The sequence below is a fragment of the Kistimonas scapharcae genome (assembly GCF_039540975.1).
GTDB classification, from domain to species: Bacteria; Pseudomonadota; Gammaproteobacteria; order Pseudomonadales; family Endozoicomonadaceae; genus Kistimonas; species Kistimonas scapharcae.
The window spans coordinates 12,948-26,273 of sequence record NZ_BAABFL010000475.1 but is presented as its reverse complement, the minus strand read 5'-3'; the positions used below and the strand labels follow the sequence as shown (position 1 = coordinate 26,273).

Below are 13,326 nucleotides of genomic sequence, written 5' to 3'. Positions count from 1 at the left end.
GGAGCGCCTGATGTTCAGACCTTTGCCGGTATTTATCGGCCTTCGTTATACGGGGGCCAAACGGCGCAATCACTTTATTTCCTTTATTTCCGCCATGTCCATGGCCGGCCTTGTGCTGGGTGTCATGGTGTTAATTATCGTTTTGTCGGTGATGAACGGCTTTGACCGGGAACTGCGTCAACGCATTCTGGGCATGGTGCCCCATGCAACCATTACCGCAGCCTATGGCACCATGACTGACTGGCAATCCATCAAGTCGAAAGTGGAAGCCGTGCCGGGTATTGAAGCTGCGGCGCCTTTCATTGATGCCCAGGGCATGTTGACCAACCAGGGGCAGGTCAAGGGTGTCATGTTGTATGGCATTGATCCTGAATTGGAGCAGCGAGTCTCCATTCTTGATGAGCACATGGAAAGTGGTCAGCTAACAGATCTAAAACCCGGGGAATTTGGCATTGTTCTGGGTGAGATTCTTGCGCGTCAGTTGGGGGCGGGGATTGGTGATAAGGTCACTGTCGTACTGCCAGAAGCATCCATTAATCCGGCCGGTGTTTTTCCCCGTCTCAAGCGATTCACGGTCACAGGATTGTTCGCGGTGGGGGCGGATCTGGATGCCAGTCTCGCCTATGTGAATATTGAGGATGCTGCACGCTTCATGCGCATCAGTGAGGGGGTGCAGGGATTGCGGCTGCAGACAACAGATCTGTTTGCAGCGCCGCGCCTGGCCTGGGAGGCCGCAATGACCCTGCCGGGTCGTTATTACGTCCGTGACTGGACCCAGACCCATGGCCGTCTGTTTCAGGCGATCCAGATGGAAAAAACCATGATCGGTCTGCTGCTGGTGCTGATTATTGCGGTAGCGGCATTCAATATCGTCGCCACGCTGGTAATGGTTGTAACGGACAAACAGTCTGATATTGCGATTCTGAGAACCTTTGGTGCAACGCCTGGCATGATTATGCGCATTTTCATGGTGCAGGGTTGTGTGATTGGCTTGATTGGCACCGGGCTGGGTGTCGTGCTCGGTATTCTGGGGGCACTCAATGTCGCCAGCATTGTCGGTTGGATTGAATCCTTGCTGGGCATTCATTTCCTGAGTCCTGATGTCTATTTCATCAGCTATCTCCCTTCCGAGCTGCTCTGGCAGGATGTTGTCAGTATTGCCATGTCAAGCCTTCTGCTGAGTTTCCTGGCCACCCTGTATCCTGCGTGGCGCGCATCACGTACCCAACCTGCCGAGGCATTGCGTTATGAGTAAAGATGTTGTTCTGGAGTGCCGGGAGCTGGGTAAGGTGTACCGTGAAGGGCCCGGTGATGTTGAGGTGATCCGGGATGTCAGCTTTGCCGTTGGTCGCAGTGAGCGGATTGCTATTGTGGGGAGTTCCGGCTCTGGGAAAACAACGCTGCTGAATCTGTTGGCAGGGTTGGATGTTGCGAGCCGTGGTGAGGTGTGTGTCTGTGGGGTTTCTCTCAATGGACTCAATGATCGTGAGAAAAGCGCCCTGAGAAACCGTCATCTCGGTTTTGTGTACCAGTTTCATCATTTGCTGCCTGAATTCTCTGCGCGCGAGAATGTTGCCATGCCACTGTTGATGCGCCGTGATGTGGCGGTTTCTGTCGCCGCACAGAAAGCCGAAGAGCTGTTAACGCTGGTGGGTCTGGAAGCACGTCTGGATCACAAGCCGGGTGAATTGTCCGGTGGCGAGCGTCAGCGGGTGGCGATTGCACGGGCGCTGGTGACTGAACCTGATCTGGTGCTACTGGATGAGCCGACCGGTAACCTGGATCAGCATACGGCAGAGGTTGTCCAGGGACTGATCATGGATCTCAGTCAGCGATTGCAGACCAGTTTTATTATTGTCACCCACGATTTGTCGCTGGCGGCCAAAATGGATCGTATCTGGCAGCTTCAGGACGGTGGATTGGTCGAACAGGTCAGCAATTCAGGTCTTTGATAGGTTAAGGGTGTCGACATCCGGATGGCTGACTGTGGGACAGACAGTATCCGGATGTCGACAGGTCATCAGCTTTGCTGCTGCATGAAAGTGGCGGGGTCGATGGCAATGCCGAGTGAGCGTTTGTCGATACGCTTCTCTTTGCCCATTTCCTGGTAACGGAAACAGACCAGGTCGCCAGGTGTCACTTCCAGAGTGGCTTCGGCCGTCAGGTATTTATAGTCGTCACCGTCTACGGTCAGTGTGTGGATGTAGTAATCAGGCATGCCCAGCCAGTCGCTGTGGGGGCCGTCGGTAGTAATGGTTTCCAGTTTTCCCCGCCCTTGTAGTTTCTGCTTTTTTCGTTGGAATGAACGGTTGTTTCTGTTCATGTTTCAGCCAGACTGTCTGTAGTGAATGAGTGATAGGAAGAACGGCGATGTCGGTGTTGCCGAAGGGCATGACCGTCGTCGGTATCAGTTCAGAAAGAGTTTGCGCCTTTTGCGACGTTCACGCCAGTTACGAATGATATGCCAGCGCCAGAACAGGCGAATGCTGATATAACTGAGAGCGCCTGCTATCAGTCCGGTAATGACCGAGCCAAGATAGAGTGGTAGCCAGATCCGCGATAACTCGGTTTTCAGCCACTCCAGTGAGGCTTCAAAGCCCAGTGGACTGACAGGGGTCTGCAATATATAGCAACCGACCTTGTAGGTGAAGTAGAAAATCACCGGCATGGTAAAGGGGTTGGTAATCCAGACCAGCGCAACGGACAACGGCAGATTGCACCGCAACAGAAACGCCAGCACGGCGGCCAGCAGCATCTGGAAGGGTATGGGCAGGAACGCACAGAAAATACCCACGAAAAAAGCCATCGCGGCAGTACGGCGGTTCAGGTGCCATAGATTAGGGTCGAACATGTGTTCGCCCAGGAAGTTCAATGACCGGTTTTCCCGAAGTCGGGAAGGGTCCGGCATAAAGCGTTGAAACAGTTTTTTTGCCATGCAGATATACTTGTGACCCGGGTACCGCTTAATTGCGAGAGTAAGGATATCGTAAAACCGGAAAATTATGCGCTTAATTACTAAGTACACCAAATGCGGCTTTCACTGATATGCCTCGTTTTGGGTCTTTCCCTGACATTATTCTTGCCAGAACTTCCTGCCCGATGGGTGTTGGGTCTGACGGTTCTGGTTGCCCTTAGTTTGACCGTAGCAGCTGGCTTCAGGTTCCGTGTATTTATTTTTCCGGCCATGGTGCTTTTCGGGTTTGCTTATGGTGGCTTTCATGGGCTGATGCTATTGGATCGCCTTTTTCCCGCTGATCTGGAAGGAATCGATCTCCAAATCAATGCTGAAATTGATGAATTACCCCTGAAGCGTGAAGGTTATGCCTCAATGCTGATGCGTGATGTTGTGATTGGGGGACTGCCCTATCCGGGGCGGCTTCGTCTTAGCTGGCATGGGGCGCCTGACATAAAACCAGGACAACGCTGGGATCTGACCGTCAGGTTGAAGCGGCCAAGTGGCTTTTCCAGTCCTGGCGCGATGGATTATGAGGGTTGGTTGCTTAGACAGCAGGTAATCGCAACGGGTTATGTGCGGGATGAGAATTTCCAACTTCTGCAGGATAACGAATGGACACGTGTAGATCGTTGGCGATGGAAGTTGGCAGGGTTTATTGAGAGAAATTACGCCGGCGACAGGGCGGCCATCTTCAAAGCGTTGCTGTTAGGGGATAAGCGCAACCTTTCACCGCAGCTTTGGGATACCTTTAGCCAGACAGGCACGACACATCTGCTGGTGATCTCTGGTTTGCACATTGGACTTATAGCGCTGGTTGGCTGGTGGTTTGCGCGGTTGCTCGCTATATCCGGGGTGATTCCTCTTGAGACGTGGCCGTTGCCAAAAGTTGGTGCGCTGATTAGTCTTGGTTTTGCGCTTTTTTATGCCTTTCTGGCGGGATTTTCGATTCCTGCGCAACGGGCTCTGGTGATGTTGGTGGTTGCACTGGGCGGAATCCTCCTTGATCTCAAAATTAAACCATTCACGCTACTCCTGGTGGCCTTGACGGTAGTTGTGCTTCTGGATCCCCTGGCATTCATCAGCCATGGTTTCTGGTATTCCTTTGTTGCCGTTTCGGCATTGTTGTATGTGTTTTCTGGTGCCCAGTCTACACGACGCGTTAGTGAACGTTTTGTTCGGCCTCAGGTCACGGTGTTTATCGCGTTGGCGCCATTGCTGGCACTGAACCTGCAACCTGTGAGTGTGTTATCACCATTGGTCAATCTGGTATCCATTCCGCTGGTGGGTTTGCTGGTTGTTCCTCTGTTATTTGCAGGTGTGGCTTTATCGGTTGTTTCAACCTCTTTGGGGCTCATTGTAATGGAGTTTGCCGGCGTAATACTGGATGTTTGGGTATCGGCACTCCAGTGGTCTGAAGCTTTAACGATTGATTTGCCGCCGCTGGCTGTTCCCAATGGATTCGCGTTGATCCTTGCGATGGCGGGCGTGGTTTTATTTTTAACCCATTCAGGCTTGCGATTTCGTTGGTTGGCACTGGCGTGTTTTCTTCCGTGGCTGGTGCCGGCAAATAATCCTTTGCCGGATGGAGTGGCGGAAATCACAGTACTTGATGTGGGGCAGGGGCTGGCAGTATTGGTTTGCACGCGCAATCACTGTCTCATCTATGACACCGGTGATCGATTCAGTGATCGTTTCACGGCAGCGGATGCGGTCATTGTTCCGTATTTGCGCCATCATCCTGGTATTAGTCATCCAGATGTGATTGTCATTTCCCATAATGATCGGGATCATCGTGGTGGTCTGGAGACCTTGCTGAACGCTTTCCCTTTTTCGCAGCTGTCTGTGTCCGAAGCGGATGACTATCCGTTGCCCGTTTCCTTGTGTCATGATCAGGATGAGTGGTTTTGGGATGGCGTTCGGTTTCGTTTTTTGTCGACGGGGGAGAGATTGAGCAGCCGTAATGATCGCTCCTGTGTGTTGCAGATTCAGGCCGGTGGGCATTCGGTGTTGCTGACGGGCGATATTTCCACTCGAGCAGAACAGAGGCTGGTAAGGCGATACGGGGATAAGCTGGCCAGTCAGGTGCTGGTGGTGGCTCATCATGGCAGTGCGGGATCCAGCGGCAATGCCTTTCTCTCGCAGGTGAACCCGACCTATGCGAGTATATCTGCAGGGTATCGAAACCGCTTTGGGCATCCGTCGTCGCGCGTGAGGGAACGTCTGGGGCTGGTGGGGGCCGAGATTCTTGAAACGCCAGTGACAGGTACACAGGTGTTTCGGGTAGGCGGTGAGTCGTTGCCACCACCCTATTGTCATCGGTTGCAGAAAGCGGGATATTGGTCACGAAAACCCCTGTCGTAGAGCTGCTGTACCGGTGTGCCTGATAAACCGGTTGTGATAAAGTTTTCTCATTTGGTAAAGGGAATAATAAACGTGTTTGAACTGGTGAAAGCGGGCGGATGGTTGATGCTTCCCATCATCCTGTGCTCCATCATTGCAACAGCGATCGTGATAGAGCGTTTCTGGACCCTGCGGGCTGCCAAGGTCGCGCCCGGCAATCTTCTGGCTCAGGTCTGGAAGTGGATCAAGGGTAATGAACTGGATGGCCGACGTCTGGCGCAGTTACGCACGCATTCCCCGCTGGGTGAGATCCTGGCCGCCGGTCTTGGCAGTGCCAAGTACGGGCGTGAAATCATGAAAGAAAGTATCGATGAAGCGGCCGGCAAGGTCATTCACGAGCTGGAAAAATATTTGAATACCCTGGGCACGATCGCTGCGGTTGCGCCCTTGCTGGGTTTGTTGGGTACGGTCATTGGCATGATTGACGTTTTCACCGTGATCATGTTGCAGGGCAGTGGTAATGCGGCGGTGTTGGCCGGCGGTATTTCAAAAGCCCTGATTACGACAGCGACCGGTTTGACGGTGGCGATTCCTGCGGTTATTTTCCACCGTTTCTTTACCCGTCGTGTCGATGAGCTGGTCGTGGTCATGGAGCAGGAAGCGACCCGCCTGGTGGAAGTGGTTCAGGGCGAGAGGCAGGTAAATTACTCGGAGTCTTAAGTTAGGTTTTTTCTTATAGAGAATTCAATATGGATTATTGTGGTTTACTTAACAGTACCCAAGGCGAGCGGAAAGTCGATTACACCGAAGGTGCCCGGCCATGAAGTTTCGCCGCCAGCGGAATGAGGAGGTATCAGTTAATCTGACGCCTTTGATTGATGTGGTGTTCCTGCTGCTGATATTTTTCATGGTATCAACCACGTTTACCCGGGAAACCCAGTTGACCATTGATTTGCCGGAGGCGACTGGGGAAGAGGTCAGGAAGCCGCCCCGTCAGATCGAGATCGGTATCGATAAAAGCGGTCATATTGCGGTCAACGGTGAGCGGCTGGCTAGTGACGGGCTGGAAAACCTCAAGCAGGCTCTTATTCAGGCATCACAGGGTAACAGCAAATTGCCGCTGGTGATTACGGCTGACGCTATGACGCCCCATCAGGCCGTGGTTACCGCCATGGAAGCTGCCGGCGATCTTGGCTTTTCCCATCTCAGCATCACGGCCCAGGAGCCGCCCAGTCAGTGAGCAGTTTTTCCGACAGGCTGGTGTCAGCATGGTACCAGCCTGATTTCAATCCGCTGTTAGCGCCGTTATTGCCACTATCGAAACTGGTGGAATGGCAGGTTAGGCGTCGACAGCACCAATATCATTTAAATCAAGAGCACCTTTGGCAACCGCCGGTTCCTGTTATCGTTGTGGGTAATATCACGGTAGGCGGAACGGGCAAGACACCACTAGTAGCTACTCTAGTATCTGTGTTGCAGCAGCGAGGGTTTAGTCCCGGTATTATTAGTCGCGGCTATGGGGCTAAAGTCGACACATTTCCTGCTGACGTATCACTCGATAGTGACCCTGCCAAACTCGGAGATGAGCCGGTGATGCTGGCGGAAATGACAGGCGTACCGGTAGTTATCGATCCGGATCGTCCATCCGCAGCACGTTATTTGCTCTCAAATCATGAGTGCGATGTGATCATCAGTGATGATGGTCTGCAGCACTATGCCCTTGTTCGCCATATTGAGATGGTTGTTCTGGATGGGGCGCGATGGCTGGGTAATGGTCGCTGTCTGCCTGCCGGACCGCTACGAGAGCCGGCTGACCGCCTTGAATCCGTGGATTTCATTATTTCTAACGGGAAGCCTGTTGCTGACTTTGACAACACAGCTTGTAATATCATGACACTCGTACCAACCCGTCTGGTGAACCTGAAATCAGGCAAAGCCATACCGTTGTCTGAGTGGAAGAATTTTACGACTCCGGCTTATGCCGTGGCTGGTATCGGTAATCCTGGCCGTTTTTTTGTTTCTCTCAGGTCTCTGGGGTTTACGGGCGGTGAGAAAGCCTTTCCGGATCATCACGCCTATTGCCCGGATGATTTTGCTTTTGCAGGCGGGCAACCCGTTATAATGACCGCCAAAGATGCCATTAAGTGCCGCCGCTTTGCCCATGACAACTGGTGGTATCTGGCCGTTGACGCTAAATTGCCAGACAGCTTCTGGGAGCAGGTCTCTGCCAGACTGTCCGACTTTCCATCATCTTTTCAGCCGGTTTCTGCTAATGGATAAAAAACTGTTCGAAATTCTCGTCTGCCCGCTGTGCAAGGGCGATCTTAAGGTCGATCAGGACAAGAGGGAGTTGATCTGTCGTCCCTGCGGGCTGGCCTATCCGGTACGGGATGAAATCCCCGTTATGCTGGAATCCGAGGCGCGTACCCTGACGACTGAAGAGAGGCTGTAAGTTACGATGTCGTACTCAGTGATTATTCCGGCTCGCTATGGTTCAAGCCGCCTGCCAGGTAAGCCTTTGGCGGATATTGGTGGCAAACCGATGATTCAGCACGTCTATGAGCAGGCCTGCAAGAGTCGCGCGGATAAAGTTATCATCGCCACCGATGATGAGCGCATCCGTGGAGCGGCTGTCCGCTTCGGTGCTGAAGTGGTGATGACGCGTGCGGATCATCCGACCGGGACAGATCGATTGCAGGAAGTGGTTGCCCGACGGGGGTTTACGCCGGATGACATCGTGGTGAATGTTCAGGGGGATGAACCCCTGATTCCGCCTGCCGTGATTGATCAGGTGGCGAAGAATCTTGCAAACAACCCGGATGCATCCGTGGCGACGTTGAGCCATCGCATCAGCTCGGCGGATGATCTGTTCAATCCGGCCGTCGTGAAGGTCGTGGCTGATACCCGAGGCATGGCCCGTTATTTCAGTCGTGCGGTGATTCCTTGGGATCGCGACCGTTTCGCGGATGGAGTAACGGATGAAATCGCAGACAGCCCTTTGTACCAGCGTCATATTGGCATTTATGCCTATCGTGTCGATCTTCTCAATGCGTTTGTGGACTGGGGTGTTTCACCGCTGGAAGACCTTGAAAAGCTGGAGCAGCTGCGGGTGCTTTGGCATGGGCGCGCGATCCATGTGGCCGAAGCCGCCGAATTGCCGCCAGCCGGCATTGACACCAGTGCTGATCTGGAGCGTATCAGACGATTCATCATTGAAAGGGATTTGAGTGTTTCTGCATGAGGCGGATTTTATTTGTTTGTTTAGGGAATATTTGTCGGTCACCGACAGCGCAGGGTGTTTTTGAACACATTGTGGAACAAGCGGGTTTAAGTGATCAGATTGATGTGGATTCTGCAGGAACCAGTGCCTGTCATGTCGGTGAGTCGCCAGATCATCGGGCTGTTGAAGCTGCTTCCTATCGGGGCTACCGAATGTCCCATATAAGTTCGCGACAGGTTCAAGCGGAAGATTTTGATCGTTTTGACCTCATTCTAGCCATGGATAAGGCCAATCTTCAGGCATTGTTATCCTGTTGTCCGGCGTCTTCTCAAGATAAGGTACGACTGTTTCTGGACTATGAGGGAAGTGTGCAGGCAGAAGTGCCAGATCCTTATTATGGTGGAAAGGGTGGTTTTGAAACGGTTCTTGATTTTATCGAGGATGCATCGCAGGCGCTGCTTTCTTCATTGAAGCCAACGTTGGAAGGGGCGGCATGAGTTTGAAGATTGAGGAGTATGTCAATCTTAAAGCATTGAATACGCTGGGACTTGAATCCGTTGCTCGTTATTTTGTGCGGGTTGAGTCCCTGGTCGTGCTTCGAGAGGCGCTGGCATTTGCCCGCGAACGTAACCTACCAGTTATCCCGCTGGGTGAGGGAAGCAATGTTGTTCTAAGTGAATGCTTGGATGCCTTGGTTCTGTTGATTCGCTTGAAGGGTCGAGTAGTTGTAGAAAGCCAAAACGACTCGGTCTTGTTAAAAGTGGGAGCTGGTGAACATTGGCATTCGCTGGTCTGCTGGAGTCTTGAGCAAGGCTTTTATGGGCTGGAAAACCTGGCGTTGATTCCTGGTTGTGTTGGTGCCGCACCTGTTCAGAACATAGGGGCTTATGGGGTAGAGCTCAAAGACCGTTTTGTCAGCCTTGAGGCGATTGACCGGCAGACCGGTGAGATCATGACATTGTCAGCCGAAGACTGTGCCTTTGGGTACAGGGATTCAGTGTTTAAAAGCCGCTTGCTGGATCAGGTTGTTATCACTTCGGTGACGCTGAGGCTGAGTAAAACCCTGATGCCTGAGCTGGATTATGGTGCGCTGAGAGAAAAGGCGGAAGTATTGGCTTGCGAAAGAGGGCAGCCTACAGGCATGGATATCTGTCATGCTGTCTGCGATATCCGCAGGGAGAAGTTGCCAGATCCAAAGGTTATTGGCAATGCGGGGAGCTTCTTCAAAAATCCGGTGGTTTCAGATGAGCATAAGGCTGCATTAAAGGAAAAGTTTGCAGAGTTGCCCGCCTATCAGGTGTCAGACGGTTGGAAGCTTGCGGCTGGTTGGCTGATCGAGCAGTGTGGCTTTAAGGGGTGCGTAAAGACGGATGGCGCGGGTGTTTATGAGAAGCAGGCGCTGGTGCTGGTCAATCACGGTAATGCCTGTGGAAAAGCAATCTTGAAGTTGGCTGGGGAGATTCAGGCAACAGTTAAAGAACGTTTTTCTGTGAACCTAGAAATAGAGCCAAGAATCTATTGAGTAAGAATCAATAAAAAAGGGAGTCGATTGACTCCCTTTTTTATTTTTTCACCCTTTAGCGCTGGGCTTCAGAGGTTTCCTCCTGAGCTTGCACGGAAGACGTGCTTGCTGCCTCTTGGCTCATGGTTTGTTGCTCAGCCAGTCTGCGCTTCATTTCCCGAGGGTCATTGTGCGCCCGGCTGCGTCGTTTTCTGGGAGCCTCTGTTGATGCTGTATTTTCAGCATTCTGAGCGCTTTTCACCTCAGCGGTCGGCGTTGGCTCGGAAGCTGGGGCAGGTGTGCTGTCAGCGACCGTTGCTTTTGCAGGCTGTGCAGTCTGAGGCTGTTCGCGTGAGACATTGGCTTCTACAGCAACGTCTGTGGCCTTCGCTTCAGGTTTAGGGGTAGATTCAGATGCCTTAGGTGCAGCGTGTGCTGGCTGTGCAGTCCTTTCTTCCCTTTCTTTCCGCTCTCTTCTGGCAGGTCTCTCAGCGCGAGGCTTGGGAGTCTCAGCTGTTTCAGTTGCCTGCATGGGTTGTTTCGGTGCCTGACTTGGCTCAGCCTGTGTGGCGGCAGTTGCTGCCTCGATGCCGGTAGGTTTTGGGTGATTCTCTGATCTTGCGTTCGCAGAGATGGCTTCAGCCAAACCGGTCATTTTCGGCGCTTCTGGCGCAGCAGATGGTTGTTGCTGGGCAGAGGCTTGTCCTGAGGGCTGACGCGCTGCTTCAGGTTTTGCTTGTGCCTGAGTTTCTGTCGCTTTTTCCGCAGAGCTAGGTGCTTCCTTGGTTTCTGGAGTCGACTCCTGAGGCGCTTTGCTCTCAGCAGGTGTTGCCGGAGTTTCAGTGGCAGTAGCATCTTTGGTAGCAGTCTCGCTCACAGGGCGGGCAGTTGTACTGCGTTCCTGTTCCTTGCGAACATTTTCTTGCTGTTGGGGTTCGCTCTGGCGAGATTGCTCTGGTGTGCGCTTTTCAGCTGATGCCGGCTCGTTTGAAATGACAACCTGCTCATTGTTTTCAATCTGCTCGGACTGCTGACGATCGCGTTGTGAAGGTCGATTGCTTCTGCGACGATTGGCCAGGTTGCGTGGGCGGCGACGGCGCTCATCCGAACCAGTAGCCTGGTCAGGTTGGCGTTCTTCGCGCGTTGGGCGATTGCCTGGTTTGTTGTCATCCTGAACCGGATGCTCCTGTTTAGGCGCCTGTTTAGTACGCTGAGCAGGACCTTTGGCGGTATCGCGTTCGCGCTTTTGATCCACGTTGCGGGAATCACGACGCTGACGCTGGTTGGGGCGCCCCTGGTCTTGTTGCTGGCTATTGCGTTGTTGATCGCGACGATCGTTGCGGTCGCTCTGGCGGCGCTGGCCTTGTTGTTTGCCACCATTATTACGCGCCTGTGGCTTTTCCTGGCTTCTGGAGGTTTCTACAGCCTTGCTTTGAGGCTGTTCTTCGCCCTTGAATAGACCAGACAGGAAGCGGGACACGGATCCGATCAGGCCAACCTGATCTTGGGTGGCAGGCTTCGCCGGTGCGGGTTGTGCCGGCCTGATATTTTTTACCGCTGCTTCACTGGTCTTGATAGCAGGTTTTTCCTGAACAAGTTCTTCAGCGGCTTCATCAATCTCCGTGGTAATTTCGAAGCTGTTCTCTTTTGCCTGAACGGCGGCATGATCGTCCCGAAGGCGCTGAACTTCGAAGTGGGGTGTTTCCAGATTCGGATTAGGAATAACCAGAACGCGCACGTTGTTGCGCTTCTCAATTTTGCTGATAACGCCACGTTTTTCGTTCAGGAGGAACGTGCCAACGCTGACAGGGACTTGTGCACGAATTTCGGAGGTTCGCTCTTTAAGTGCTTCTTCTTCCATCAGTCTCAGGATGGATAGTGCCAGAGAGCTGATATCGCGAATGGTGCCCTGACCATGGCAGCGTGGGCAGACAATGCCGCTGGTTTCGCCAAGTGAGGGGCGCAGACGCTGGCGGGACATTTCCAGAAGACCGAAACGAGATATACGGCCAATCTGGACGCGGGCGCGGTCCATCTGGAGAGCGTCTTTCATCCGGTTTTCGACTTCGCGCTGACTCTTGTTTGAGTTCATGTCGATAAAGTCGATGACAATCAGTCCGCCGATATCCCGTAACCGAAGCTGGCGAGCGATCTCGTCGGCGGCTTCAAGGTTGGTGTTGAGTGCAGTCTCTTCAATGTCACCACCGCGGGTGGCACGGGCCGAGTTGATGTCAATGGAAACCAGTGCTTCGGTAGGATCGATAACGATGGAGCCGCCTGAGGGAAGGTTAACTTCACGCTGGAAGGCCGTTTCAATCTGGGTTTCGATCTGGAAGCGGTTAAACAAGGGCACCGTATCTTTGTAGAGTTTGATGCGGTTCTGGTACTGCGGCATCACCTGACGGATAAAATCCAGAGCTTCTGCGTGAACCTTGGGGTTGTCAACGAGTACTTCGCCGATGTCCTGGCGCAGGTAATCCCGGATAGCCCGGATGATCACGTTGCTTTCCTGGTAGATCAGGAAAGGGGCAGGGTTGCTTGATGCGGCTTCCTGGATGGAGTTCCAGAGGTGCAGGAGGTAGTCCAGATCCCACTGAAGTTCTTCGCTGCTGCGGCCCAGACCTGCGGTACGAACGATGACGCCCATTTCCTGGGGGATGTCTAGCTGGCTGAGTGCTTCGCGGAGTTGTGTGCGCTCGTCACCTTCGATGCGGCGGGATATGCCGCCCGCACGGGGGTTGTTGGGCATCAGAACCAGGTAGCGGCCGGCAAGGCTGATAAAGGTGGTTAGTGCGGCGCCTTTGTTGCCACGTTCTTCTTTATCAACCTGGATGACGACTTCCTGACCTTCCCGGATCACATCCTTGATGTTGGGGCGGCCGGAAGACTGGGTTTTGTTGAAGTATTCTCTGGAGATTTCCTTTAGGGGGAGGAATCCGTGTCGTTCAGCGCCGAAGTCAACAAACGCAGCTTCGAGGCTTGGCTCAATACGGGTGATTTTTCCCTTGTAGATGTTGGCCTTTTTTTGTTCCCTGGCACCGGATTCAATGTCCAGGTCATAGAGTCTCTGGCCATCGACCAGTGCAACCCGCAGCTCTTCCTGCTGGGTCGCATTGATAAGCATTCTTTTCATGAATTACCGATTGTATGTGGCGGCCATCCTCTTCAAGCGCGGTATCTCCTATTATTCATTCTTGTTGTTGCTTGTGTTGCTGTATTTCGCTGCAAGCGGTTATTCAGCGATGCCCATGGTTGTAACGGTCACCATACTGAAACGGCTTGCCAGGCCTTTCTGGCCTCAACATGGAC

General features: G+C 53.0%; 13 protein-coding genes. 10 read left to right on the top strand and 3 right to left on the bottom strand.

What is annotated here, in order from left to right; translation table 11 throughout:
• Positions 1-10: 10 nt before the first annotated feature.
• A complete protein-coding gene (locus ABD892_RS24825) occupies positions 11-1,255 on the top strand; it encodes a lipoprotein-releasing ABC transporter permease subunit (protein WP_211830479.1) in 1,245 nt (414 codons plus the stop codon).
• Positions 1,248-1,952 carry an ABC transporter ATP-binding protein gene (locus ABD892_RS24820; RefSeq protein WP_345198990.1) on the top strand — a complete coding sequence of 235 codons (705 nt, stop codon included), beginning with the start codon at positions 1,248-1,250 and terminating at the stop codon, positions 1,950-1,952. Before ABD892_RS24825 ends, ABD892_RS24820 begins: the two co-directional genes overlap by 8 nt.
• Before the next feature lie 68 nt (positions 1,953-2,020).
• Here the strand turns inward: ABD892_RS24820 and ABD892_RS24815 are convergent, their stop codons facing one another.
• On the bottom strand, positions 2,021-2,323 hold the full coding sequence (locus tag ABD892_RS24815) for a hypothetical protein (protein ID WP_345198988.1): 303 nt from the start codon (positions 2,321-2,323) through the stop codon (positions 2,021-2,023).
• Positions 2,324-2,407: 84 nt separating this feature from the next.
• Complete coding sequence (locus ABD892_RS24810) at positions 2,408-2,935, bottom strand: DUF2062 domain-containing protein (RefSeq protein ID WP_345198987.1); 528 nt, start codon at positions 2,933-2,935, stop codon at positions 2,408-2,410.
• A gap of 144 nt (positions 2,936-3,079) precedes the next feature.
• On the opposite strand from ABD892_RS24810, the gene ABD892_RS24805 reads away from it, so the two are divergent.
• From ABD892_RS24805 to murB, 8 genes are all read left to right on the top strand, one after another.
• The gene (locus tag ABD892_RS24805) at positions 3,080-5,317 is read left to right on the top strand and encodes a DNA internalization-related competence protein ComEC/Rec2 (RefSeq protein WP_345198986.1); all 2,238 of its coding nucleotides are present in this window, start codon (positions 3,080-3,082) and stop codon (positions 5,315-5,317) included.
• Positions 5,318-5,389: 72 nt separating this feature from the next.
• The gene (locus tag ABD892_RS24800) at positions 5,390-6,016 is read left to right on the top strand and encodes a MotA/TolQ/ExbB proton channel family protein (RefSeq protein ID WP_345198984.1); all 627 of its coding nucleotides are present in this window, start codon (positions 5,390-5,392) and stop codon (positions 6,014-6,016) included.
• A 100-nt stretch (positions 6,017-6,116) separates the two neighbouring features.
• Positions 6,117-6,536 (top strand): ExbD/TolR family protein, encoded by a 420-nt coding sequence (locus ABD892_RS24795; protein WP_345198983.1) that lies wholly within the window; start codon positions 6,117-6,119, stop codon positions 6,534-6,536.
• Entirely contained in the window at positions 6,533-7,576 is a 1,044-nt protein-coding gene (gene lpxK / locus ABD892_RS24790; protein WP_345198982.1) for a tetraacyldisaccharide 4'-kinase, read from the top strand. Before ABD892_RS24795 ends, lpxK begins: the two co-directional genes overlap by 4 nt.
• Positions 7,569-7,748 (top strand): Trm112 family protein, encoded by a 180-nt coding sequence (locus tag ABD892_RS24785; protein ID WP_345198981.1) that lies wholly within the window; start codon positions 7,569-7,571, stop codon positions 7,746-7,748. Before lpxK ends, ABD892_RS24785 begins: the two co-directional genes overlap by 8 nt.
• A 6-nt stretch (positions 7,749-7,754) precedes the next feature.
• Positions 7,755-8,537, top strand: coding sequence for a 3-deoxy-manno-octulosonate cytidylyltransferase (kdsB, locus tag ABD892_RS24780; protein WP_345198980.1), 783 nt, complete (start codon positions 7,755-7,757; stop codon positions 8,535-8,537).
• Complete coding sequence (locus ABD892_RS24775) at positions 8,534-9,013, top strand: low molecular weight protein-tyrosine-phosphatase (RefSeq protein WP_345198979.1); 480 nt, start codon at positions 8,534-8,536, stop codon at positions 9,011-9,013. Before kdsB ends, ABD892_RS24775 begins: the two co-directional genes overlap by 4 nt.
• Positions 9,010-10,038: a UDP-N-acetylmuramate dehydrogenase gene (murB, locus tag ABD892_RS24770; protein ID WP_345198978.1), complete on the top strand. Its 1,029-nt coding sequence runs from the start codon at positions 9,010-9,012 to the stop codon at positions 10,036-10,038. Before ABD892_RS24775 ends, murB begins: the two co-directional genes overlap by 4 nt.
• Before the next feature lie 55 nt (positions 10,039-10,093).
• Here murB and rne read toward each other — a convergent pair whose 3' ends face one another.
• The gene (gene rne, locus ABD892_RS24765; RefSeq protein ID WP_425559357.1) at positions 10,094-13,150 is read right to left on the bottom strand and encodes a ribonuclease E; all 3,057 of its coding nucleotides are present in this window, start codon (positions 13,148-13,150) and stop codon (positions 10,094-10,096) included.
• Between the last annotated feature and the right edge of the window lie 176 nt (positions 13,151-13,326).

Bases quoted from the DNA above. Each gene is read 5' to 3' on its own strand.
- ABD892_RS24825 (WP_211830479.1), top strand. From the start codon at position 11: ATGTTCAGACCTTTGCCGGTATTTATCGGCCTTCGTTATACGGGGGCC.
- ABD892_RS24820 (WP_345198990.1), top strand. From the start codon at position 1,248: ATGAGTAAAGATGTTGTTCTGGAGTGCCGGGAGCTGGGTAAGGTGTAC.
- ABD892_RS24815 (WP_345198988.1), bottom strand. From the start codon at position 2,323: ATGAACAGAAACAACCGTTCATTCCAACGAAAAAAGCAGAAACTACAA.
- ABD892_RS24810 (WP_345198987.1), bottom strand. From the start codon at position 2,935: ATGGCAAAAAAACTGTTTCAACGCTTTATGCCGGACCCTTCCCGACTT.
- ABD892_RS24795 (WP_345198983.1), top strand. From the start codon at position 6,117: ATGAAGTTTCGCCGCCAGCGGAATGAGGAGGTATCAGTTAATCTGACG.
- ABD892_RS24785 (WP_345198981.1), top strand. From the start codon at position 7,569: ATGGATAAAAAACTGTTCGAAATTCTCGTCTGCCCGCTGTGCAAGGGC.
- kdsB (WP_345198980.1), top strand. From the start codon at position 7,755: ATGTCGTACTCAGTGATTATTCCGGCTCGCTATGGTTCAAGCCGCCTG.
- ABD892_RS24775 (WP_345198979.1), top strand. From the start codon at position 8,534: ATGAGGCGGATTTTATTTGTTTGTTTAGGGAATATTTGTCGGTCACCG.
- murB (WP_345198978.1), top strand. From the start codon at position 9,010: ATGAGTTTGAAGATTGAGGAGTATGTCAATCTTAAAGCATTGAATACG.
- rne (WP_425559357.1), bottom strand. From the start codon at position 13,150: ATGAAAAGAATGCTTATCAATGCGACCCAGCAGGAAGAGCTGCGGGTT.